This is a genomic window from Pseudoalteromonas sp. AOP31-A2-14, assembly GCF_052378035.1.
Lineage (GTDB): Bacteria > Pseudomonadota > Gammaproteobacteria > Enterobacterales > Alteromonadaceae > Pseudoalteromonas.
Genome location: NZ_JBQSXI010000001.1, coordinates 2,225,099 through 2,249,270, shown reverse-complemented (window position 1 = coordinate 2,249,270; position 24,172 = coordinate 2,225,099). Strand labels below are relative to the sequence as shown.

Below are 24,172 nucleotides of genomic sequence, written 5' to 3'. Positions count from 1 at the left end.
ATGGTTAATATTATTTTGGCGATAATCATCGCCATTTTTTGTTTTTTGATTTATCAAAACAGTAAAAAAGTAAAACAGCAAGCCGCTGCCAATGCACAAATTGAGGCTGACTTTTTAGTAGCAAACAGCAACGTTGAGGGAGTGTATGAAACGGCCTCAGGCCTGCAATATAAAATTGAGCAGAAAAGTGGCAATGAAAAAAAAGCCAGCCCAACAAGCATGGTGAAGGTGCATTATCATGGCACTTTACTCGATGGCAGCGTATTTGACAGCTCAGTTGAACGTAACAGCCCAGTTAGTTTTGGACTGAACCAGGTAATTAAGGGGTGGACCGAAGGACTCCAGCTGATGAGCGAAGGTGATAAATATACGTTTTATGTGCCGCACCAATTAGCTTATGGCGAAAAACGCGTTGCTAGCATACCTGCCGCGTCATTACTTATTTTTGAAGTAGAGCTACTCAAAATAGAGTCATAACAAGGTTGTGAGTGCGTGGTGTAGGCTTATATTATTGTTTTATGGCCCCTTAGCAAGGGCTTTATGAACTGAAATGGTTACTTTTTTAACCTGCATCCGCTAACCAATCGTATTTACACTTTTTTACAGTAATTTGTCGCACAAGGCTGAAATTCCTTCTCATATTGTTATTATGATATAAAATAACAATATGCTCATCACTTGAGCTAGTAAGGACGGTAACGTTGAAACTACGCACTTTATTGACTGTAATCGCTGTTACAGTTACACCTGCAATTCCCTCAATGGCGATAGCCTACGAAACACAAGATACGCGACTATTACGCTTTCCTGATATCCATAAAGAACTTGTTACTTTTGTTTATGCCGGTGATATTTACATCGCAAATACAAAAACAGGTAATAGTACGCGTCTGACTGATCATGAGGGGTTTGAGACTTTTCCTAAATTTTCACCTGATGGCAAAAAAATTGCTTTTTCAGCTCAATATAATGGCAGCAGACAAGTTTATGTCATAAACCGTGACGGCAGTGAACTTAAACAGCTTACTTATTATAATGATGTAGGAGTTATGCCCCCACGCGGTGGTTATGATTACCGTGTTCTTGATTGGACACCTGACGGTAAAAATATTGTATTTAGAGCAAATCGCACACCTTATGGAAAGCGTGTTGGTAGGCCCTATATGGTCTCTGCAGAAGGTGGGTTAGAGCAACCATTACCCATCCCTGAAACCGGCGGCGGTATGGTATCGCCAGATGGTAAGCACTATGTTTATACACCGATTGATCGTGAGTTTCGTACTTGGAAACGCACGCGTGGCGGGCGAGCGCAAGATGTATGGATTTATGATTTAGAAAATAATAAATCTAAACAACTTACTACTAACAGAGCTACCGAGCAGCAACCAACTTGGGTTAACGATAATATTTATTATGTGTCAGATAGAGAATATACGCTAAACCTATATAGACACCAAGAAGGAAAAGCGCCAATAAAAGTCACAAATCACACCGATTTTGACATTCTTTGGCCCTCAGCAGGACCCGATGCCATAGTCTATGAAAATGGCGGGTATTTGTATCGCTTTGACGACGCAACACAGCGTGAAGAAAAACTGACCATCAACGTACAAGGAAGCCGTGAATATACCATGCCTTACAGCAAAAATGTGGCTGGTTTTATTGATTCAATGGACGTCTCTCATGATGGTAACCGCGTGGTATTTAGTGCCCGTGGCGACTTATTTTCTGTGCCGGTGAAAAACGGTCCTACACGTAATTTAAGTCATACTTCAAATGGACGTGAAATTGCGGCTTCTTGGTCACCAAACGGTCGCTATGTTGCTTATATGAGTGATGAAAGCGGTGAGTACGAAATTTATATTCAAGATAGAGCGAATAATAATAAAGTGAAGCAACTGACCAGTAATGGCAGTATTTGGCGCTTTGACCCCGTGTGGTCACCTGACAATAAAAAATTATTGTTTGCAGATAAAAATCATACATTATGGTGGCTTGATATAAAAACGGGCAAGCAACATAAAATTGATACCGGTAAGTATGATGAAGATGGCTTGACTACTTATATTTGGTCTCCTAATAGTGACGATATTATTTTTGTTAAAAATAATAAAAATCGCTATGCCTCGTTATGGCTCTATAATTTGGGTGACGAGCGTGTTACTCGTTTAACCGATGATATGAGCAGTGAAAAAAATCCGGCATTCTCACCCGATGGACAATATCTGTACTTTACTTCTGAACGTGATTTTAACTTAACGTTTAGCAGTTATGAGTTTGACTACATGTTTAACAACGCAACTCGGGTTTATTCTGTTGCGGTAAATAGTAAAATTAAACCGTTAAATAGTCCTCTTACTGATGAAATAACAATTGTAGGGTCAGATACTAAAGGCGATAAAAAATCAGCTAAAGTACCAAGCAATCACATACAAAGTGATGGTTTCATGGAGCGTGTTGTTGCACTAAATACCCCTGCTGGAAATTATGAAGCATTAACGGGTGTTAAAGGCGGGGTATTAACTTTATCTAAAGGGGAACTTAAATTAATACCTGATAGTGTCGATAGTGAAGTGACGATAGTTGCACAAGGGATTGATAATTATAAAGCTTCAGAAAATGGCGAACATATCATTGCGCGAGTAGGCGATAACTATAGCGTAATTAGGCCAGAGGCAAAGCAAGACTTAAAAGAAACGCAACTCAACCTGCAAGATATGGTATTAAAAATTGATCCGCAAACTGAGTGGGCACAAATTTATCGAGAGGGTTGGCGTACCTTACGTGACTGGTTTTACGATGAAAATCATCACGGTCAAGATTGGGATGCGATTTTAGCGCGTTATCAACCGATGGCTGATGCTGTGGTACATCGCGCTGATCTTGATTATGTTTTGAGTGAGATTGCAGGTGAAATTAACTCTGGTCATATTTATGTAAACTCAGGTGACATGCCAACAGCAAAACGGTTAAAGCATGGCTTGTTAGGCGTTGAAATTAGTGCCCATAAATCTGGTTTTGTAAAAATAGAGACTATTTTTAAAGGCGAAAATTGGCACGAGAACTTTCGTTCCCCACTTAACGAAACAGGTGTTAATGCAAGTGTAGGTGATTATATTATTGAAGTGAATGGCCGCTCAGTAAAAGACGTGGTTAACTTTTATGAATTACTAGAGAACACCCAAGATAAGCCCGTGGAGTTATTACTGAGTAAATCACCCAGTTTGAAAAAAAGTTGGAAAGTAACCGTTAAACCAATAGCTAGTGAAGCCGGTTTACGTTACCTGCAATGGACGCAATCGCGTGCTGATTACGTAGATAAACTTTCAGATGGCCGCATCGGTTACGTACACTTACCCAATACACACTATGAAGGAAATCGTTCGTTATTTAAAAATTTTTTACCGCAAACAACTAAAGAAGCCATGATCATAGACGATCGTTATAACGGCGGTGGCTTTATTCCAGAGCATATGATCACTTGGCTTGCGCGCAAACCACTTAATTATTGGAAGCGTCGCGGTGTTGAGCCAACTAAAACACCGCAGTTTGCTCATGATGGTCCAAAAGCCATGCTAATAAATGGTTATTCAAGTTCTGGCGGCGATGCACTACCGTATTACTTTCGTCAAGCGGGGCTTGGTAAATTGATTGGTACGCGAACGTGGGGTGGCTTAATTGGTATCTCAGGTAACCCTAGTCTTGTTGACGGTGGTTCGGTTATTGCTGCAACCTTTAGAATACTCGACAAGGACGGTAATTGGATAATCGAAAACGAAGGGGTTAGCCCAGACATTAAAGTCATTGATCGCCCAGAGCTAATTCAAGCAGGCAAAGACCCGTCTATTGAACGTGCTGTTGAGGAGTTATTAAAAGAGCTCAAAGCGAACCCTAAAAAACCATTAGTTGTACCCCCAGCTCCGAAAGAGTTTGGTAAATAGTTAGGTACAATAACATTAAATAAAGCCAGTATTTACTGGCTTTATTTTTACACAAAGAATAATTTACTTTAAGACAAAGAAGGCTTGCAACCGTAAAGCTATTTTAGAGAAACGTTTTAAAATTAAACATCAAAACACTCACTTATTTTACATCGCTTTTTGCTACTTGCGCGCCTCTTGATGATACTAATAAATAATAATTTGCGCCTTGCATAGTAGCTATTTCGGCCGCTTTTAGCCAATAATTAAAATTAACCCTTCGTTAGGCTTCAATCTATCCTGTGGTATTTTTTTGGTATCGAAAGATAAAATAATAGAGCGGTTATTTTTATAAGAGACTCCAAACGAGCAAACTTCTAAAGCTATTCTTCTTTAACTTTGAACCTCATAACCAAGCCAATCACTCCCACTAATACTACAAATATCCATACTGGTAAGCTGCCATATTGACTGTAAATACTATCGCCTTGAATGAGCTTTACGTTCACTTTAAGGGTATCGGCTTCAAACTGCGGCATGCTGGTTTGGATTTGGCTGATTGGATCATATACACCGCTGATGCCGTTGTTGGTGGCACGAATGAGTGGACGTTGTAATTCTAGGGCGCGCATGCGGGCTATTTGCATGTGCTGGTGGGGTCCATGTGAGTCGCCAAACCAAGCATCGTTGCTGACGGTAAATAAAATGTCAGATTCGCTGTGATAATTGCCCCGCACTAAACCGGCAAAGGCTATTTCGTAGCAAATAGCGGGCAGAATATTTAGGCCATTAGCGCGTAGGTTATTTTGGACTTTATCACCACGGCTGAACGACGACATGGGTAAATCAAATAGTGGTGCGATGGGGCGCAATAAGTCTTCAAACGGTACAAACTCCCCAATGGGTAACAGCTGGTGCTTTCGGTAACGATTTTTGCCTAAATACTGGTAGTGGCCGTGCTCATCGCCGCGTTCTTTATTGCCAAGCACTATTAATGTATTAAAGATAGCGCGAGTGTCGCGCTGGTAATCAACAATGCCGGTAATAAGTGCGGTATCGTTAAATGATGCGGCGTTATCAAGGCCTGATAAGTAACTACCAGCAAGGGCTTCCATTTCAGGCACAGCGGCTTCTGGCCATACAATGAGATCAGCATTCCAATGTGGGCGAGTCATGTCTTGATACTTGCTCATCGTACTCCAGAATTCACTGGGATCAAAACGTAGGTGCTGTTTGATATTACCTTGCACTAACAAGGTTGAAATAGTTTTATCGTTGTATTGTGTCGCTTTATTGTTATGGCCAATAAAACCAACTATGCACAGTAATATAGTTGTAGCGACAAGCGCTTTAATAGCGCGTAAAAATAGCAGTTGATAGGCACTAAAGGCAAGCGCAATGCACACAAGTATTAAGCCAAACTCACCGATAATGGGAGCAAGTATATTCAAAGGGCTGTCGGTTTGTGTATAGCCAAAGCTTAACCACGGAAAGCCTGTGAGCACGACACCACGTAAATACTCAGTAACCGCGAAACCGCTTAATAACAGTAAACCAAAGCTGTTTGGGCTACTCGCAAAGCGTGTTGCAAACGCGCAGGCCAGTGCCGGGTAAATAGCTAAATAAGCGCACAGTAAAACCATTAAAGTAATTGAGGCTATAAGTGGCATGCCACCAAAAGTTGCAATAGAAACATGCACCCAGCTAATGCCTGCACCAAACCAACCAAGGCCGAAAAGAAAGCCGTACTTGGTGCTTTTTTTACTAAACGTTTTACCAGTTTGAGTTGGATTAATACAGTATATTAGGCAAGTAAGGCTTAAGAAGACAATTGGCCAAATATTAAAAGGGGAATAGCTAAAAGTTAAAACAAGGCCCGCAATAAATGCGAGCCACGCTTTTTTATCTTTTGCTAATAAAGTGAGATTAGTTAGCAGTTTCTTCAATGTTGTTGTCTTCAGTCTTTGGAATAGTTATTTGTAGTTGTAAGATACGACGGTTGTCTGAGTTAGTTACTTTAAACTGTAAACCATCTATGTTAATAAGCTCACCACGGCCTGGCATGTGACCAAATGCATGTAAAACAATACCGCCTATGGTATCTGCATCTTGGGTGTTAAAGCCGGTTTTAAAGAACTCGTTAAAGTCATCTACAGGGGTGAGTGCTTGTACTACAAAGACATGTTTTGAAAGCTGACGAATATCGTGTTGATCTTCGTTTTCATCGTGCTCATCTTCGATTTCGCCAACGATAATTTCTAAAATATCTTCTATAGTAACAAGGCCTGATACACCACCGTATTCGTCAATTACAATCGCCATATGATAACGTTGTTGGCGAAACTCATTAAGTAGTGTATCTACACGTTTACTTTCAGGCACGACCATTGCGGGGCGTAAGTAGTCACGCAGTGATGGCAATTGGTCATCTTTATTTAAGATTAATGGAATTAGATCTTTAGCAAGTAAAATTCCCTCAACATGGTCTTTATCTTCACAGACTACTGGAAAACGAGAGTGTGTTGAGTCCACCATCATGGGAATTATTTCTTCTAGTGGGGCATCGACCTCTAATGTGATCATCTGTGAGCGCGGGATCATAATGTCGCGCACTTTAAGCTCAGAAACCCCGAGCACACCTTCAATCATCTCTTTGGTATCAGGGTCGATTAAATCCCGCTCTTGCGCATCGGCAATTACTTCAACCAGATCTTTTTTGCTTTGGGGTTCACCTTGCAACATTTGGGTAATTTTACCCAACCAGGTTTTGCCAGAAGAACCCTGGCTACTCTGCGAGTTATCGTCGCTCATTGCGTCTATCTGCTCCGTTAATTTAAATATCGTCCCGATATGGCTCAGCTATATTTAGTTCAGCAAGTAATTGCTTTTCTATGCTTTCCATTTCGAATGCGTCTTCGTCCTTTATATGGTCAAATCCAAGTAAATGCAAGCATCCATGGATCACCATGTGGGCAAAATGGTCATGAAATGATTTTTCTTGCTCAATTGACTCAGCCAAAACAATGGCTGGGCAGATAATTAAATCACCTACCAATGGTATTTCTATACCTGGTGGCGCTTCAAATTCAAATGACAACACGTTAGTGGGTTTGTTTTTACCTCGGTAGTCATTATTAAGTTGTTGGCTTTGTGCCTCGTCGCTAATAACTATTGTTAATTCAGATTCTTCGCGGTATTGGTTAAGCGCTTTATCAGCCCATAATTCAAATTGTGCAAAACTAGGTAAGTTGTCAAACTCACAGGCTATTTGTAAATCAAGTTCAGTGGCCACTATTTATCAGCTTGTAGGTTATTATTGGCAAGTAATGCTTGTTGAGCTTCTTTTTCACGTTGTTTTTCTGCACGTTTTAAGCGTTCAACTTCATCATTACGTTCGTACGCTTCAACAATTCGCGCAACTACGGGGTGGCGTACTACATCATGTGATTGAAAATAGTTAAAGCTTATTTCATCAACACCATCGAGTACTTCAATTGCGTGGCGAAGTCCTGAGCGGGCACCACGAGGTAAATCAACTTGGGTTATATCACCGGTGATAACTGCTTTTGAATTAAAACCAATCCGCGTTAAGAACATTTTCATTTGCTCAGCAGTGGTATTTTGGCTTTCGTCTAAAATAATAAATGCGTCATTAAGTGTACGGCCACGCATGTAAGCAAGTGGGGCAACTTCGATGATATTTTTTTCAATTAGTTTTTCGACTTTTTCAAAGCCGAGCATTTCAAATAATGCATCGTAAAGCGGGCGAAGGTAAGGGTCGACTTTTTGGCTTAAATCGCCAGGTAAAAACCCCAGCTTTTCACCGGCTTCAACCGCTGGCCGGGTTAGTAATATACGGCGAACTTCTTGGCGTTCTAGCGCATCAACCGCAGCGGCTACCGCAAGGTAGGTTTTACCGGTGCCTGCAGGGCCAATACCAAAGGTAATATCATGATGTAAAATATTGGCAACGTACAAACCTTGGTTATCATTACGTGGCTTAATAACACCACGGCGGGTTTTAATAACCATTTCTTTGCCGTAGGCGCTTTGTGGCATATCTTGCTCAAGTGCATTGCACTCGCTAATAGCGAGATGAACGGCATCGGGTTCTATTTCACCAATTTCACCACGTAGTGGCTGAGTATCAACATATAAGCTTTTTATTATTTCTACCGATGCTGCCGCGCTATGCAATTTACCTGTTACTTTAAAAAAGTTATCACGATGCGCTATTTCTACACCAAGTCGGCGTTCAATTTGTTTGATATTTTCGTTAAATGGACCACATAAAGAGGAAAGGCGTTTATGGTCGGAGGGGTCTAAATAAAGCTCTAAGGTTTTTAATTGATTACTCAAAATTGCTTCCTATTTATGGGTGTCAGCCTAAGCTTTAACCGAGACTGACACCAATTAATTAGCTACGGAACAAACGTCGCAACACCAATTTCGTTCTGTGTTGCAGGTGCTTCTGGTTGAGTTGCCTTACTAACTATGGCTGATGGTGCAATATCACGACGTAGGTTCATTTCTGATTCTGTACGAATTAAGTCACCACGTAAAGAGTTAGGTAATGCTTCTGTAATACGTACATCAACGAATTGACCGATTACTGAATGAGGACCAACAAAGTTTACTACACGGTTATTCTCTGTGCGGCCGCGCAGCTCCATCGGATTTTTCTTTGATGGGCCTTCAACTAATATGCGCTGCTCGGTATCAAACATTTGGCGGCTTATATGCTGTGCCATTTGGGTGATTCTATTTTGTAATAAGTAGAGGCGCTCTTTTTTCTCTTGATCTGACACATCATCTGGCAAGTCAGCCGCTGGTGTACCTGGGCGTGCGCTATAAATAAAACTAAAGCTCATATCAAAACCAATATCATTAATAAGGTTCATAGTGGCTTCAAAGTCAGTTGCACTTTCACCTGGGAAGCCGATGATAAAGTCAGACGACATACTTAAGTTAGGGCGAATTTTACGTAATTTACGAATCGTTGACTTATATTCAAGCGCAGTGTGGCCGCGTTTCATTAAATTAAGAATACGATCTGAGCCACTTTGTACTGGCAAGTGCAAGTGATCGACTAGTTCTGGTACATCTTCGTACGCATCAATAATATCCGGAGTAAACTCAACTGGATGAGAAGTGGTGTAACGAATGCGGTCAATACCGTCAATCGCTGCCACGTAACGAATTAGATCGGAGAAATAACAAATCTCGCCGTCGTGAGTATCACCGCGATAAGCATTTACGTTTTGACCTAATAAATTTACTTCACGTACGCCTTGTTCAGCCAGTTGTGCTACTTCTAATAATATATCATCCAGCGGACGGCTTACTTCTTCACCACGAGTATATGGTACTACGCAGAACGTACAATATTTAGAGCAGCCTTCCATAATAGATACAAATGCAGAAGGGCCTTCGGCTTTTGGCTCGGGCAAACGGTCAAATTTTTCAATTTCAGGGAATGAAATATCAACTACCGATGATCCTTTACTCCCTTGTACTTGCTTGATCATTTCAGGAAGGCGATGTAATGTTTGCGGACCAAAAATCACGTCAACAAATGGCGCACGTTGACGAATAGAGTCACCTTCTTGGGAGGCTACACAGCCGCCGACCCCAATGATCAAGTCTGGCTTGTCATCTTTTAATAACTTCCAGCGACCTAATTGATGAAACACCTTTTCTTGGGCCTTTTCACGAATTGAACAGGTATTGAGTAAGATCACGTCTGCATCCACAGCTTCATCAGTTAACTGGTAGCCGTTGGTAGCATCGAGAAGATCCGCCATCTTCTGAGAGTCGTATTCATTCATCTGACAACCCCAGGTTTTAATATGCAGCTTTTTACTCATTGAAATATTGCCTCGTTTTCAATTCGGTAGTGGCACAAATACGTGCTAGAAACAGGATCAAGTAGCAGATGCGTTAAAATGCATGCTGACTTAAAGGACGCGTATTTTAGCTGGATACCGACCTAGATCCAAGTATAGTTTTAATGTTTGTGGATTGAAATCAAACAAGCTCAATTTTTAACTACTCGATTATTAAATGCGCTGACAGGTAAGACTGATTTACGCTACAATCAAGCATTGTAAAAACGAGTCAAATTAGTGAAAAAATAATGAATAAAAACAACGTGATTATTGTTGGTGGTGGTATGGTCGGCGCAGCGGCTGCAGTGAAGTTTGCCAAGCAAGGCTGCACTGTAACTGTAATTGAAAAGCACATAATTGACCCAAGCCAAGTATTAAATAATGAGCAGGTTGATATTCGTGTATCGGCTATAAATCGTTTTTCTGAAAATTTACTTGATGAACTCGGTGCTATGGCAATCCTTAAGCAAAGCCGTTTAGCGCCATACCAGCAATTAGAAGCTTTTGAGCGTGTGGGCGATAACTTACTGTTTGATTGCAATGATATAAACACCTCGCACCTTGGGCACTTAATTGAAAACAAACTGATTCAAGCCAGTCTTTGGCAGCAATTCTCAACTCTTGATATTACGGTTGTTGAACAGCAGAGTGCCGTGACGGCCATTTTACAAACTGATACGGATATCACTCTCGTTTATGATGATTCACGCTACAGCGCCGACTTAGTCGTTGCTGCAGATGGGGGGCAGTCACAATTAAGAGCAGCGGCTAATATTGGCGTAACAGGGTGGCAATACGGCCAGCATTGTATGGGTGTACTAATAAAATTAGATGCGCCGCAGCAAATAAAAACCTGGCAGCAATTCAAAGCTACTGGGCCGGTGGCCTTTCTACCTATGCAGGCACCGTATGCTAATTTAATTTGTTATCACGATGCTAAGCAGCTAAAAGAATGGCAGCTACTTTCAAAAAGCGAGCTTAAGCAGCAACTTATTAATCATTTTCCAGCACTACCTGGTGATTTTGAGGTTATTCAACAGGCGGTATTCCCTCTTGCTCGTCTACATGCAAATAACTATTCTCAAGGCCGACTGGTGCTTATTGGTGATGCCGCACACACTATTAACCCATTAGCAGGGCAAGGCGTTAATTTGGGGTTTCAAGATGTAGCAGCGCTTAGCACACTCATTGCTGAGCAGGATGATATTGGTGCAACTGGTATTTTAGAAGAATATGAGCTAACTCGCCGTAAAGCTAACTTATTAATGATGAGCATGATGGATGCGTGTTATTTTGGTTTTTCAAACCAAGTAGCGCCACTTAGTTGGGCGCGCAGTCAGTTTTTAAAAATGGCCAATAAAACGGGCCCTGTGAAAAACTGGGTGCTGAGGTATGCAATTAGTGGTGATGTTAGCTGATGAGCAAAATCGTGGGTTAAAGCTCACGCTTTAGTGTTTTTTAAAAGGTTTAAAGAAGGTTTTTAAGAAAATGGCTGGGATACCAGGATTTGAACCTGGGAATGCCAGGATCAAAACCTGGTGCCTTACCGCTTGGCGATATCCCAACTATAAATTGGACTAGTTTTAGTTCTTCATAGAACATGGTGCGGAAGGAGAGACTTGAACTCTCACAACCTAAGTTACTGGAACCTAAATCCAGCGCGTCTACCAATTCCGCCACTCCCGCATAAATAGAGTTGCTATTTATACTCGTAGCTAGAGTTATTCTTTAACAACTTTCCTTGGTAGAAGAAGTTGGCTGGGATACCAGGATTTGAACCTGGGAATGCCAGGATCAAAACCTGGTGCCTTACCGCTTGGCGATATCCCAACAAAGAATTAGCCGATAATTTTAGTTCCTATCAAGAACATGGTGCGGAAGGAGAGACTTGAACTCTCACAACCTAAGTTACTGGAACCTAAATCCAGCGCGTCTACCAATTCCGCCACTCCCGCATCAATTAAGTTGCTTTTTATACTCGTAGCTAGAGTTATTCTTTAGCAACTTTCCTTGGTAGAAGAAGTTGGCTGGGATACCAGGATTTGAACCTGGGAATGCCAGGATCAAAACCTGGTGCCTTACCGCTTGGCGATATCCCAACAAAGAATTAGCTGATAATTTTAGTTCTCATCTAGAACATGGTGCGGAAGGAGAGACTTGAACTCTCACAACCTAAGTTACTGGAACCTAAATCCAGCGCGTCTACCAATTCCGCCACTCCCGCATCTTCACTTTGATAAAATCAAAGAAAGGTAGTTATTTTAAACTCTTCATTGAGCTGCAATTTAACTCTTGCAGAGCCATTTAAAAATAAATGGTGGCTAAGACGGGATTTGAACCTGTGACCCCATCATTATGAGTGATGTGCTCTAACCAACTGAGCTACTTAGCCATTGTTGGCTGGGATACCAGGATTTGAACCTGGGAATGCCAGGATCAAAACCTGGTGCCTTACCGCTTGGCGATATCCCAACTGAAACAATTGATAATTTTAGTTCTTATCAGAACATGGTGCGGAAGGAGAGACTTGAACTCTCACAACCTAAGTTACTGGAACCTAAATCCAGCGCGTCTACCAATTCCGCCACTCCCGCATACTTTGTGTAGTTAAACACTCGGTAGTTATTTTAAACTCTTCATTGAGCAACAAAAAAAGAATGGTGGCTAAGACGGGATTTGAACCTGTGACCCCATCATTATGAGTGATGTGCTCTAACCAGCTGAGCTACTTAGCCATCTTTTTTGTTTACACATCATTGCTGAGTGCGGGGCGTATTATGCTGATATGGGGTATCTGCGTCAATACCTTTTTTGCAAAAAAACGCTTATAAAGGTTTGTTTGCAGGAAAAATAAGCTAAGCGGCTAAATTTTATTTAAAAGCTTTATTTTTATGGTAAGTATTGTGCTCAACTATAAAATGTTGAGGCCTATAAAACAAAAAAGAGCCCGTAGGCTCTTTTCTAATTAATATAGGCAAAAGGCTTATACGTTAAATAAGAAGTTCATTACATCGCCATCTTTAACAATGTATTCTTTACCTTCTTGACGCATCTTACCTGCTTCCTTAGCGCCACTTTCACCATTACAGGCAATGTAGTCATCATAAGCAATCGTTTGTGCGCGGATAAAACCACGTTCAAAGTCAGTATGAATTTTACCTGCTGATTGCGGTGCTGTTGCACCTATTGGGATTGTCCATGCACGAACTTCTTTTACGCCAGCTGTAAAGTAAGTTTGTAATTGCAGTAATTCATAGCCACCACGAATTACAAGATTCAAACCTGGCTCTTCTAAACCAAGATCAGCCATAAATTCAAGTTTATCTTCTTCATCAAGCTCTGAAAGCTCAGACTCAATTGCAGCACATACAGGAACAACCACAGCATTTTCAGCGGCAGCGATTTCACGAACGCGATCAAGATATGGATTATTTTCAAAACCATCTTCAGCTACGTTAGCAATATACATTGTAGGCTTGATGGTTAGAAAGTTAACGGAGGAAATCGCTGCTTTTTCTTCTTTAGTGAGTTCTAAAGAACGTAAAGTCAGGCCTTCATCAAGGTGTGCTTTTACTTTTTCAAGTACAGAGTTTTGCTCTTTTGCTTCTTTATCGCCGCCTTTTGCTTTTTTTGCATTACGGAAAATTGCTTTTTCAGCACTGTCCATATCAGCAAGTACTAGCTCAGTATTAATTACGTCAATGTCATCTGCAGGATCAATAGTGCCCGCTACGTGAATAACATTTTCATCTTCAAAGCAGCGAACAACGTGGCCAATTGCATCGGTTTCACGAATATTCGCTAAAAACTGATTGCCTAAACCTTCACCTTTTGAGGCGCCTTTTACTAAGCCTGCTATGTCAACAAACTCCATACTTGTTGTAAGAATACGTTGTGGGTTAACAATTTTAGCTAGTTCATCTAGGCGAGAATCTGGTACTGGGACCACACCGGTGTTAGGTTCAATGGTACAAAAAGGAAAGTTAGCGGCTTCAATTCCCGCTTTAGTTAATGCATTAAAAAGTGTTGATTTGCCAACATTAGGCAAACCGACGATGCCACATTTAAAACCCATAGTAAGATACCTTGTTTAGATTCGTTCAATCGTTATTTATAACGGTTTAAAAGAATGTAGTCTGTTTTGTGCTTTTAACACACCATCTTTTGCAAGTATTTCCATACAACGAACAGCTTCATCAACCGCAGCATCCATTTTTTCTTGGTCTTGTTTGGCTGCTTTTCCAAGCACCCAACCTGTTACCATTTCGCGGTGTCCAGGGTGACCAATACCTATGCGTAAGCGCATAAAGTCTTTTTTATTTGCCATTTTAGCAATAATGTCTTTTAAACCATTATGGCCACCGTGCCCGCCACCTTTTTTTAATTTGGCAACACCGGGTTCTAAATCCAGTTCGTCGTGAGCGACTAAAATGTCTTCAACAGGGATTTTGAAAAAATTAGCTAAACTACTGACCGATTTACCACTTAAATTCATATATGTGGTTGGGATCAATAATTTAAATTCTTGGTTTTGGATGATCACTTTGCCAGTTAGGCCATGATATTTAGGATCGTGTTTTAGCGTGCAGTTATATCGTGCTGCAAGTTCAGTGATGAACCAAGCACCTGCGTTGTGGCGAGTGTTTGCGTATTCGGGGCCTGGATTAGCCAGGCCCACAAGCATTTGAATAGAATTCAAGGTGCAAGACCTTAAATATTATTCTGCAGCGTCTGAAGCTTCTTCGTCTTCAGTCGGAGCTGCTTTGTTTGCTTTAACAGTAACTATTGACTGATCGTGGCCTTCGCCTTTACCTAATTCTACAGATTGAACGCCTGCAGGTAATTTAAGCTCAGAAAGATGGATTGAATCACCAGCTACTAGATCAGAAACATCTACTTCAACAAATTCTGGAAGTGCTTTAGGTAGACACGTGATTTCAACTTCAGTTAATTGGTGAACAACAGTTGCACCTAACTTACCTACGATTTCTTCACCGATAAAGTGTAAAGGTACTTTAGTGTGAAGTTTATGTGTTGCATCTACACGTTGAAAATCAAGGTGAGTGATCTTAGGCTTGAATGGGTGACGGTGAATATCTTTTAAGATAACTTCAGTAGCTTCGCCAGCAATATCAACAGTAAGAATATGCGTGTAAAAACCTTCGTCTTCTTGTGCTTTGTTCATATCTTTATGAGCGAAAGTAAGTGCCACAGCATCTTTACCTGCACCGTAAAGGATCGCAGGAACTTTGTCTTCGCGACGTAGGCGGCGGCTCGCACCAGTACCAGTTTCTACGCGAAGTTCAGCGCTATAAGTGTATTTTTTCTCAGACATGATGTCTCCAATAATTAAAAGTGTTAGGGCCTTTGCGACCAAGGTCCCTAGCCAAAAGGCGCGCTATCATACCACCCCCCCTAGGTAAAAGAAACAACAGCTATAAAAAAAGCACCTTAAAGGTGCTTTTATCATGCGAAGTAGAAAAACTAAATTAGTGCTCGAACATCGCTGAGATAGATTCTTCGTTGCTAATGCGACGAATTGTTTCCGCTAACATGTCTGCAAGTGTTAATACTTTCACTTTTTCAATTGATTTTAGTTCTTCAGACAGAGGAATTGAATCGGTTACAATCACTTCATCAATTACTGAATTACGGATATTTTCAGCTGCTTTGCCTGAAAGAATAGGGTGCGTTGCATAAGCATATACGCGTTTTGCGCCATGCTCTTTCAATGCTTCAGCTGCTTTACACAATGTCCCCCCGGTATCGATCATATCGTCAACGATAATACAATCGCGGCCTTCAACATCACCAATAATATGCATTACTTGAGAAACGTTCGCTTGTGGGCGGCGTTTATCAATAATAGCCAAGTCAGTATCGTGTAATAGCTTTGCAATAGCACGTGCGCGAACTACGCCACCAATATCTGGCGAAACGACAACTACATCATCAAAGTCACGATCTTTCATGTCTTCTAGTAATACTGGGCTACCAAATACGTTATCTACTGGTACATCAAAGAAACCTTGGATTTGCTCAGCGTGTAAGTCAACCGTTAATACGCGGTCAACCCCGACACTTGATAAGAAGTCGGCAACAACTTTAGCTGTGATTGGTACACGTGCAGAACGTACTCGACGGTCTTGACGGGCATAACCAAAGTACGGGATTACAGCTGTAATGCGACCGGCCGATGCACGACGTAATGCATCAACCATAACGATAAGCTCCATCAAGTTATCGTTTGTAGGGGCGCAGGTTGATTGCAAGATAAAAACATCCGAGCCACGGACATTTTCTTTAATTTGAACACTGATCTCACCGTCGCTAAAACGGCCAACAACAGCATCTCCTAATTCAATATATAAACGTTTTGCAACTTTTTGAGCTAACTTAGGTGTTGCGTTACCAGCGAAGAGCTTCATGTCAGGCACGGTAGGGTTCCTCAGGCACTGAATTTTTGGACCAATCAACTCATGAGAGTTAATTAACTAGTTTACTTGTACGTTACTTCGTTGTTCAAAGTATAGCATTCAACTGCGTATGGGCGGCAGATAAATTAACACTATTAGCAATAAAACCATCCCATTTATGAGGGAGGTCTGCAAGCACTTGTTGCGCTTCTTTTTGAGTTGAAAATTCCACAAAACAACAAGAACCTGTGCCAGTCATCTTTGACGGAGCGTATTTTAGCAACCACTGAAGGGTTTTTTCAACCTCAGGGCAGAGCTTTTTAACTAATGGCTCGCAATCGTTACATACATGATGTTGTTGCCATTCACCTTTTAATTTTTTTGTATCGCGTTTTAAATCAGGATGAGTAAAAATTTGCGCGGTGCTAACATGTTGCTTCGGGTGCACCACACAGTACCACTTTTCGGGTAGGATAACTTCGCTTAACTGTTCACCTACGCCTTGTGCTAAGGCACTTTTACCGTTAATGAATACAGGGACGTCAGCGCCTAGCTGCAGGCCAATTTCGGCTAGCTGTGCTTTCGAAAGTCGGGTATCCCATAACTTATTAAGGCCTAATAAAGTGCTTGCTGCATCAGATGAGCCACCACCAACACCACCGCCCATAGGGAGTTTTTTAATTAAATTTATTTTTGCGCCTTTATCAATTTGAGTGTGTTTTTTTAGTAATAAAGCGGCTTTGTAAATTAAATTGTCGTGAAGTTCAATGTTATGAGTATCACCCGATACTTCAATTTCATTATTTTCTGTTTGGGTAAATGTTAGTTCATCACCAAAATTTAAAAACGTAAATAATGTTTCAAGCTCGTGATAGCCATCACTGCGCTTCCCATTAATGTGCAAAAATAAATTAAGTTTGGCAGGAGCCATTAATGAAAAAGAAGTTGGAGAAGTATTCTGAGAGTTCATATTAATTAAAGTGCCATTGATAAAGTTGGATTTTAATTTTTAGTTGCTGGTGTTTTAAAGTGAGATTTTTTGGCAACCAATAACCGTCTATTTGCTGATATTCGTTATATTGAATCAGCCATTTTAAGCCAGAACTATCTGTGTAACTAACTTGTTGGGTGCGCCCTAATGAGTCAAGTTTAATGTCACCGTCAGTTACGGTACCTTTTAGCCACTGCTTGGCGTTATCAAGTGGAATAGTAAAGCCGGTCAAGCGCGATAAGAGACGACTTGCATTAGTATCGTGATAGGTTTCGCCGTCATAATTAAGCTCTGCACCGGATGCGTCTTGCTTGAGACCTAAAATGCGGGTACCAATAAAACTGGTTAATACCAGTTCGTTCAGCGTCTGCTTCTGTTGCCAGTTTAAATTGGCAGATTGGCGTTCTTCTGGGCTTATAAAAGCCAGTTTACCTTCAACTTTCCAGTTATTTTGTATCGCTAATTGTGCTTTCCAGTCATCATAAAGGACTGTTTGCTGATTTATTTTTTGCGCACAACCACCTAAAAATAAAAAAAATAGTAGTAAAATCAAATTATGTCGAATCAAATGTCGTTCCTTACTTTCCATATTCCAATGAATTTTGGTAAAATGCTGCCTTTCGAGCAGGGCTTAGCAATATTTGGCAGATATGACCATAGTAGCACTTGGTATTAATCATAAAACAGCATCCGTAGATTTACGTGAAAAGGTCGCCTTTTCGCCTGAGCAGTTGTCTGAGGCGTTACAGCAATTGAGTAGTCATGCCCAATTTAATGAGGTGGTGATTATCTCTACCTGCAACCGTACAGAGATCTATTGTAGCCTCGCGCAACAGAATTCCCAAACACTGTTGCAATGGCTTGCAGATTTTCATGGTTTAGATGAACAAGAACTAGGCAGTAATATTTATTGTTATGAAGATAATGATGCGATTAACCATTTGATGCGGGTCGCGTGTGGGCTTGATTCGCTGGTACTAGGTGAGCCACAAATATTAGGGCAAATCAAGCAAGCTTATAATAGTGCGAAAAACCACGAGTCTGTCAGTTTGGTTTTTGATCGTCTATTTCAAAAAACCTTCTCAGTAGCCAAGCAAGTTAGAACTGAGACTGAAATAGGTGCCAGCGCGGTATCTGTTGCTTATGCAGCGGTAAATTTAGCTAAGCATATTTACGGTAAGTTAGATAAAACCAAAGTGCTGCTAATTGGTGCTGGTGAAACTATTGAGTTAGTTGCTAAACATATCTACCAAAGTGGCCCACAACAAATTACGGTTGCTAATCGCACCATTGAGCGAGCTAAAGGCTTAGCCGAAAGCGTAGGCGGTGATGTAATTGCTCTTGCACAATTGCCTGAGCGACTCCATCAAGCAGATATTGTTATTAGTTCAACCGCTAGTACCTTGCCTATTATTGGCAAAGGGGGGGTGGAGCAAGCACTTAAACAGCGTCGTCACAAACCGATGTTGTTTATTGATATTGCTGTACCACGGGATATAGAAAGCCAAGTTGGAGAGCTTGACGCGGCGTATTTATATTCAGTTGATGACTTACAAGCCATTGTAAGCGAGAATATTGCCTCTCGTGAGCACGCAGCCGAGCAAGCCCAAATTATTATTGCCGATAAAAGCGCTGAATTTGCAATGTGGATGCGCTCCCTCGATTCAGTGGGGTTAATTCGTCATTATCGTAAAGATGTACAAGATGTAAAGTCTGAACTGGTAGACAAAGCAATAGGTCAATTAAATACCGGTAAAGACGCTGAAAAAGTAATTTTAGAACTAGCCAACAAATTAACCAATCGCCTGATGCACGCGCCTACACGTGCTATTCAAGATGCAGCGAAAAAAGGTGAAGTGGCTCAGTTACGCCAATTAAAGAAAATGTTAGGTATTGATCAGGAATAGCAATTAAATGAAAGAGTCCGTTTATCGTAAGTTAGAAACCTTAGTAGAACGCTACGAAGAAGTGCAAGCACTATTAAGTGACCCCTCTGTAATTAACGATCAGAATCGTTTTCGTACGCTTTCAAAAGAGTACTCGGAGTTAGAAGAAATTGTAAAAACCTTTTTAGCTTATCAGCAAGCGCAAGATGACGTGGCCAGTGCTGAAGAAATGCTTAAAGATAATGATCCTGATATGCGCGAGATGGCACAAGAAGAATTTAAAGAAGCAAAAGCGCAGGTTCTTCGCTTAGCAGACGAACTACAAGTATTAATGTTGCCAAAAGATCCGAAAGATAATAACAACGTATTTTTAGAGGTTCGTGCAGGGACGGGTGGTGATGAGGCGGCTATTTTTGCCGGTGACTTATTTCGTATGTACGGCCGTTACGCTGAAACTAAAAAGTGGAAAGTGGAAATTGTTAGTACCAACGAAAGTGAACACGGTGGTTACAAAGAAGTAATTGCTCACATCAGCGGTGAAGGTGTCTATGGTCAACTTAAGTTTGAATCAGGCGCTCACAGAGTGCAACGCGTGCCAGAAACCGAATCACAAGGGCGAGTGCATACCTCTGCCTGTACTGTGGCAGTAATGGCTGAAGTTCCTGAAGCACAAGCAATTGAAATAAATAGCGCAGATATAAAAGTAGATACCTTTCGCGCATCAGGAGCGGGTGGTCAGCACGTTAATAAAACGGATTCAGCTATTCGTATTACCCATCTACCAAGTGGTGTGGTAGTTGAGTGTCAGGATGAGCGTTCGCAGCATAAAAACCGTGCTAAAGCGATGTCAGTACTCGGTGCACGCTTACAACAAGCTGAAGACGAAAAACGTCAATCGGCTGAAGCGTCTGAACGACGTAACTTAGTGGGAAGTGGTGACCGTTCAGAGCGTATTCGCACTTACAACTACCCACAAGGGCGTATTACAGACCACCGTATTAACCTTACTTTATATCGTTTAAATGAAGTGGTTGCCGGTGACTTAGGCGCCGTTATTGAACCATTGATGCAGGAGTATCAAGCAGATTTACTGGCTGCAATGGGTGACGAATAAGCGTGCCCACTCGTATTGAGCAAGCGCTTGCTAACGCTGTTGAACAGTTAGCAAATACCAGCGACAGTGCAAAACTCGATAGCGAAGTTTTGCTACTGCATGTTTTGCAAAAGCCACGCAGTTATTTATTTACGTGGCCTGAAAAGCATTTAACCACAGAGCAAAAAATACAATTTAATGACTACTGCAAGCGCCGTGTAAATGGCGAACCGGTGGCACATATTACCGGGCTTCGAGAATTTTGGAGTCTTCCGCTACAAGTTAATCCTGCTACGCTTATTCCACGTCCTGATACTGAAACACTGGTTGAACATGCACTTAGCTTAAGTTTGCCTGATAATGCCAAGGTACTTGATTTAGGTACCGGCACCGGTGCTATAGCCCTTGCGCTTGCCAGCGAAATGCCAAACTGGCAAATAACCGGAGTCGATAGGGTAAGTGATGCAGTTACGCTTGCAAATATTAATAAACAGCGCCTCGGGTTTAACAATGTCACTTTTTTGCAAAGCGATTGGATGAGCGCCGTTACTAAGCAGCAGTTTGACTTAATAGTAAGTAATCCTCCGTATATTGAGTCGGATGATATTCATCTCAACCAAGGTGATCTGCGTTTTGAACCGCTTTCAGCATTAGTGGCTGAAGACGATGGTATGGCAGATATTAAACATATAATTTTTCAATCGCGTGATTATTTACAAAAAAATGGTTATCTTTTATTAGAGCATGGTTTTGAACAAAGCATTAAAGTACGACGTGTTTTTACAGAAATGGCATATATAAATATACTCACAGTTAAAGACTTAGGTAATAATGATCGTGTAACACTTGCTCAATGGCCAGAATAAAAGTAATGCCTAACAAAAGTATAGCTAAAGACTCGTTATGCTGGATGATTTTTTGTTTTTAGATGAACCGCAGCAAGAATTAAATGGTGTGGTTAAAGTCGGTACATCAAGGTAGTATTTTAAATAAGCCTGCGAAACTTGAGCAAGATGAGTGGGAGATAACGAAAACCCATAGAAAAAAAGTCACGCGATTTTAAAAGACTCCTCGCGTACAATATAATTGCACGTGATCGCCATAGATAAATGAGAGGGTACTGGCTTCCCGAAGGTCTGAAAAGAGCCAGTACATATTTATAGTCGAATTGCTGCTTTGGCAGATTTTTATGATGCATTGCGCCATAAACGCTGTTATAAAACGGCTTGTTTACTTGATTGAATAAGTAGTAGACGAAATAAACAAAAAGGTAAACATTTCGAACCTAAACTGGTTGATGTATTTAATCAGTCAGTTAATGAACTTGAGGACGTATTAATGCGTTTTCCCGATTAATTATTTAACTAAGAGTCACTAGGGGTATATGGATTATTTAGCAGTAAAACACACTCACATGGCAATTGCCGTACTTAGCGTATTATTATTTTATGTGCGTTCTTTTTCACGAATAGGCACAGGTGCTATTGCAAAAAACAAACTGGTTTTTATTGGCAGCCACGTAACAGATACATTGCTGCTGGTGTCAGCCATAACATTAATCGTAATGGCCGGCTTTAACCCACTAGAAATGCCTTGGTTACTCGAGAAAATTATTTTAGTTATTGCTTACATTGCACTCGGTATTATTGCCAGTAAACAACAAGCGATGACAGCTAAAGTTGCTTATTTACTTGTAACAACCGCGGTTATTTTAGCAATAGGTTATTTAGCCGTAGTTAAAACCCCACTTATACTTTAATTATTCTTATCCCCAATGAGCGCTTTTTAGTTGCTGATTGGGGAAACCCTAACATGCGTTGGTAACTCAGTTAAAAACTAGGTAAACTAGCGCATCGTTTTCTAATAAAAGATGTGCAGTATTAATGACCACTCCTTGGTTTGAAGATCAAAGTGAATCCTATCAAGATGATGCGTTTACTCCTGCTCCGCTTTATCGTTGTATTAGTGCTGAATTGAAGTGGGATCCTCAATCTTCGTTGAGTGAAAGCTTTGCATTGATCAGCGACTTTGAAAATCAAGTAAGCGAAGTGTGTGAACAACATCATGATCAACATGAATGTCTAGATGCGATTGTTGATATGTTTTATACGCAATGGCTGTTTAGTGTCTCGAGCTTAAAAGTGCCTGAATATACTTTAAATAGCTTTAGCTACACGCTAGCCATGCGCAGTGGCTCACCAACTAGCTTGGGGGTTTTATTGTGCCATTTGCTTCAACATGCAGGCTTTGATGCCGGTGTCTGTATTAACCAAAGCGAAGTAAACGTACATGTGGCAATCAGTGATGAAGAAGGCTATTTATTAGAGCCAAGTTCAGGTCAGCAAAGCTGGTATATTACTCCTGAAAATGCCAGTGAAGAAAACGGCGATGCACAAGAGCCGTTAGAACTAGTCTTTGACGATGAAGTGTACAAACTTTATTTGGCTCAGCAAAAATGGGCGTTTATAACTGAGAATAAGTTTGGTCACGCCTTATCATGTGTAGATATGCTTATGGCTATGATTGGCGATGATCCGTACGAACGCCGCGATCGCGGTTATTTACTTAATCAACTTGATTGCCCTAAAATGGCGCGAGATGATTTGCAATTTTTCGTTGATGAGTGTCCTGATGATCCTGCAACTGAAATTATCATGCATCAAATTGAAGAAATTGAAGACAACAACAAAACTCACCATTAATTTGAGGAAATCCCATGGCTGAAACCCATACTGCGCTAATTACCAATGATGCAGTTGTATTTGGTTTATTAGCAGTTATTTTAGGCTTTATTTTTAAAACCTCGCATAGTCAAAACCCGACACTACAGAAGTTTTACAAATACGTGCCTGCGTTACTACTGTGCTACTTTTTACCTTCGTTATTAAATACCTTTGGTATTGTTGATGGCCATGCATCAAATGTTTACTTTGTAGCATCGCGTTACTTACTCCCTGCTTGTTTAATTTTACTTACCATAAGTATTGATTTAAAAGCGATTATAAATCTTGGTCCTAAAGCATTAATCATGTTTTTAACCGGTACCGTTGGTATTGTGATTGGTGGTCCGCTGGCTATTATCATTATGAGTGCCGTAGCTCCTGAAGCGATAGGTGGCCATGGCCCTGATGCTGTTTGGCGTGGTATGACAACTATTGCTGGTAGCTGGATTGGTGGTGGTGCTAACCAAGCGTCAATGAAAGAAATGTTCGACGTTGGCGGCGATATTTTCTCAGCAATGGTTACTGTTGATGTGATAGTGGCTAACTTATGGATGGCGGTTTTATTATTGATGGCAGCGAACCACAAGGCCATTGATGCTAAAACAGGCGCCGACACTAGTGCAATTGAAGAGCTAAAATCACGTGTTGAAAAGTTTCATGCTGAACATGCGCGTATGCCTACGCTTAATGATTATATGACTATTATTGCCATTGCATTTGGTATTACAGGCCTTGCACATTTTTGTGCCGACTTCCTTGGCCCGTACTTTGGCGCTAATTTCCCATGGGCACAAGAGTACAGCCTAAACAGCAAGTTCTTTTGGCTAATTGTTATCTCAACCACCATTGGTATTTCTCTTTCATTTACTAAAGTACGAAATATTGAAGCCTTTGGCGCTTCTAAAGTGGCCTCTAGCTTTTTATATATCTTAGTGGCGTCAATTGGCTTGCACATGAATATTACAGCTATTTTTGAAACACCACTGTACTTTGTTATTGGCCTTATTTGGATGCTTACGCATGCCAGCTTAATGTTGCTGGTGGCTAAATTAATTAAAGCTCCATTATTTTATATGGCTGTGGGTTCACAAGCTAACGTAGGAGGGGCTGCATCTGCGCCAGTAGTAGCCTCTGCATTTCACCCATCACTTGCGCCAGTAGGTGTATTACTTGCCGTACTAGGCTATGGTGTGGGTACATATATGGCTTACATTTGTGGCTTAATGTTACAAGCTGTTGCTCCTTAAGGAATAAA

General features: G+C 41.0%; 20 protein-coding genes and 10 tRNA genes. 9 read left to right on the top strand and 21 right to left on the bottom strand.

The features are described 5' to 3' along the window. Positions 1-477, top strand: coding sequence for an FKBP-type peptidyl-prolyl cis-trans isomerase (locus ACT3S9_RS10380; RefSeq protein ID WP_441834285.1), 477 nt, complete (start codon positions 1-3; stop codon positions 475-477). Positions 478-761: 284 nt separating this feature from the next. After that, positions 762-3,941: a S41 family peptidase gene (locus ACT3S9_RS10375; protein WP_441834301.1), complete on the top strand. Its 3,180-nt coding sequence runs from the start codon at positions 762-764 to the stop codon at positions 3,939-3,941. 362 nt (positions 3,942-4,303) lie between these two features. Here ACT3S9_RS10375 and lnt read toward each other — a convergent pair whose 3' ends face one another. The 5 genes from lnt to miaB form a co-directional block, all read right to left on the bottom strand. After that, on the bottom strand, positions 4,304-5,866 hold the full coding sequence (lnt, locus tag ACT3S9_RS10370; RefSeq protein WP_441834284.1) for an apolipoprotein N-acyltransferase: 1,563 nt from the start codon (positions 5,864-5,866) through the stop codon (positions 4,304-4,306). Next, on the bottom strand, positions 5,847-6,731 hold the full coding sequence (gene corC, locus ACT3S9_RS10365; protein ID WP_441834283.1) for a CNNM family magnesium/cobalt transport protein CorC: 885 nt from the start codon (positions 6,729-6,731) through the stop codon (positions 5,847-5,849). The genes lnt and corC overlap by 20 nt, the downstream gene beginning before the upstream one ends. Before the next feature lie 22 nt (positions 6,732-6,753). Continuing rightward, the gene (gene ybeY, locus ACT3S9_RS10360) at positions 6,754-7,212 is read right to left on the bottom strand and encodes an rRNA maturation RNase YbeY (RefSeq protein WP_441834282.1); all 459 of its coding nucleotides are present in this window, start codon (positions 7,210-7,212) and stop codon (positions 6,754-6,756) included. Beyond that, on the bottom strand, positions 7,212-8,279 hold the full coding sequence (locus ACT3S9_RS10355; RefSeq protein ID WP_441834281.1) for a PhoH family protein: 1,068 nt from the start codon (positions 8,277-8,279) through the stop codon (positions 7,212-7,214). Before ACT3S9_RS10355 ends, ybeY begins: the two co-directional genes overlap by 1 nt. Before the next feature lie 62 nt (positions 8,280-8,341). Continuing rightward, positions 8,342-9,787 (bottom strand): tRNA (N6-isopentenyl adenosine(37)-C2)-methylthiotransferase MiaB, encoded by a 1,446-nt coding sequence (gene miaB, locus ACT3S9_RS10350; RefSeq protein ID WP_441834280.1) that lies wholly within the window; start codon positions 9,785-9,787, stop codon positions 8,342-8,344. A gap of 269 nt (positions 9,788-10,056) precedes the next feature. Here miaB and ACT3S9_RS10345 point away from each other — a divergent pair, with 269 nt between their 5' ends. Next, on the top strand, positions 10,057-11,226 hold the full coding sequence (locus ACT3S9_RS10345) for an FAD-dependent oxidoreductase (protein ID WP_441834279.1): 1,170 nt from the start codon (positions 10,057-10,059) through the stop codon (positions 11,224-11,226). 71 nt (positions 11,227-11,297) lie between these two features. Here the strand turns inward: ACT3S9_RS10345 and ACT3S9_RS10340 are convergent. The 16 genes from ACT3S9_RS10340 to lolB form a co-directional block, all read right to left on the bottom strand. Continuing rightward, positions 11,298-11,372: transfer RNA gene (locus ACT3S9_RS10340), tRNA-Gln, on the bottom strand. Between the two features lie 37 nt (positions 11,373-11,409). Next, positions 11,410-11,494: transfer RNA gene (locus ACT3S9_RS10335), tRNA-Leu, on the bottom strand. Positions 11,495-11,563: 69 nt separating this feature from the next. Then, a tRNA-Gln gene (locus ACT3S9_RS10330) sits at positions 11,564-11,638 on the bottom strand. Between the two features lie 40 nt (positions 11,639-11,678). Beyond that, a tRNA-Leu gene (locus ACT3S9_RS10325) sits at positions 11,679-11,763 on the bottom strand. Positions 11,764-11,832: 69 nt separating this feature from the next. Then, positions 11,833-11,907 (bottom strand) — tRNA-Gln (locus ACT3S9_RS10320). Positions 11,908-11,947: 40 nt separating this feature from the next. Further along, positions 11,948-12,032: transfer RNA gene (locus ACT3S9_RS10315), tRNA-Leu, on the bottom strand. A gap of 91 nt (positions 12,033-12,123) precedes the next feature. Further along, positions 12,124-12,200 (bottom strand) — tRNA-Met (locus ACT3S9_RS10310). Positions 12,201-12,205: 5 nt separating this feature from the next. Next, a tRNA-Gln gene (locus ACT3S9_RS10305) sits at positions 12,206-12,280 on the bottom strand. 37 nt (positions 12,281-12,317) lie between these two features. Further along, positions 12,318-12,402 (bottom strand) — tRNA-Leu (locus ACT3S9_RS10300). A 64-nt stretch (positions 12,403-12,466) separates the two neighbouring features. Beyond that, a tRNA-Met gene (locus ACT3S9_RS10295) sits at positions 12,467-12,543 on the bottom strand. Positions 12,544-12,791: 248 nt separating this feature from the next. After that, positions 12,792-13,883 carry a redox-regulated ATPase YchF gene (gene ychF / locus ACT3S9_RS10290; protein WP_441834278.1) on the bottom strand — a complete coding sequence of 364 codons (1,092 nt, stop codon included), beginning with the start codon at positions 13,881-13,883 and terminating at the stop codon, positions 12,792-12,794. Between the two features lie 36 nt (positions 13,884-13,919). After that, a complete protein-coding gene (gene pth, locus ACT3S9_RS10285) occupies positions 13,920-14,507 on the bottom strand; it encodes an aminoacyl-tRNA hydrolase (RefSeq protein WP_441834277.1) in 588 nt (195 codons plus the stop codon). Positions 14,508-14,525: 18 nt separating this feature from the next. Continuing rightward, a complete protein-coding gene (locus tag ACT3S9_RS10280) occupies positions 14,526-15,143 on the bottom strand; it encodes a 50S ribosomal protein L25/general stress protein Ctc (RefSeq protein ID WP_441834276.1) in 618 nt (205 codons plus the stop codon). Positions 15,144-15,297: 154 nt separating this feature from the next. Continuing rightward, entirely contained in the window at positions 15,298-16,245 is a 948-nt protein-coding gene (locus ACT3S9_RS10275) for a ribose-phosphate pyrophosphokinase (RefSeq protein WP_441834275.1), read from the bottom strand. A gap of 85 nt (positions 16,246-16,330) precedes the next feature. Beyond that, positions 16,331-17,194, bottom strand: coding sequence for a 4-(cytidine 5'-diphospho)-2-C-methyl-D-erythritol kinase (gene ispE / locus ACT3S9_RS10270; protein ID WP_441834274.1), 864 nt, complete (start codon positions 17,192-17,194; stop codon positions 16,331-16,333). Position 17,195: 1 nt separating this feature from the next. Next, positions 17,196-17,783, bottom strand: a complete 588-nt coding sequence (gene lolB, locus ACT3S9_RS10265; RefSeq protein ID WP_441834273.1) for a lipoprotein insertase outer membrane protein LolB — start codon at positions 17,781-17,783, stop codon at positions 17,196-17,198. Between the two features lie 82 nt (positions 17,784-17,865). Between lolB and hemA the strand changes: the two genes are divergently transcribed. The 6 genes from hemA (at position 17,866) to ACT3S9_RS10235 (ending at position 24,164) form a co-directional block, all read left to right on the top strand. Next, positions 17,866-19,122, top strand: coding sequence for a glutamyl-tRNA reductase (hemA, locus tag ACT3S9_RS10260; protein WP_441834272.1), 1,257 nt, complete (start codon positions 17,866-17,868; stop codon positions 19,120-19,122). A 7-nt stretch (positions 19,123-19,129) separates the two neighbouring features. Next, complete coding sequence (prfA, locus tag ACT3S9_RS10255) at positions 19,130-20,215, top strand: peptide chain release factor 1 (RefSeq protein WP_441834271.1); 1,086 nt, start codon at positions 19,130-19,132, stop codon at positions 20,213-20,215. 2 nt (positions 20,216-20,217) lie between these two features. Then, positions 20,218-21,060 (top strand): peptide chain release factor N(5)-glutamine methyltransferase, encoded by an 843-nt coding sequence (prmC, locus tag ACT3S9_RS10250; protein ID WP_441834270.1) that lies wholly within the window; start codon positions 20,218-20,220, stop codon positions 21,058-21,060. A gap of 518 nt (positions 21,061-21,578) precedes the next feature. After that, positions 21,579-21,953, top strand: a complete 375-nt coding sequence (locus tag ACT3S9_RS10245; RefSeq protein WP_441992719.1) for a SirB2 family protein — start codon at positions 21,579-21,581, stop codon at positions 21,951-21,953. Between the two features lie 124 nt (positions 21,954-22,077). Next, positions 22,078-22,896 (top strand): tetratricopeptide repeat protein, encoded by an 819-nt coding sequence (locus ACT3S9_RS10240; RefSeq protein WP_441836351.1) that lies wholly within the window; start codon positions 22,078-22,080, stop codon positions 22,894-22,896. A gap of 14 nt (positions 22,897-22,910) precedes the next feature. Continuing rightward, complete coding sequence (locus ACT3S9_RS10235) at positions 22,911-24,164, top strand: DUF819 family protein (protein ID WP_441836352.1); 1,254 nt, start codon at positions 22,911-22,913, stop codon at positions 24,162-24,164. Positions 24,165-24,172: the final 8 nt, after the last annotated feature.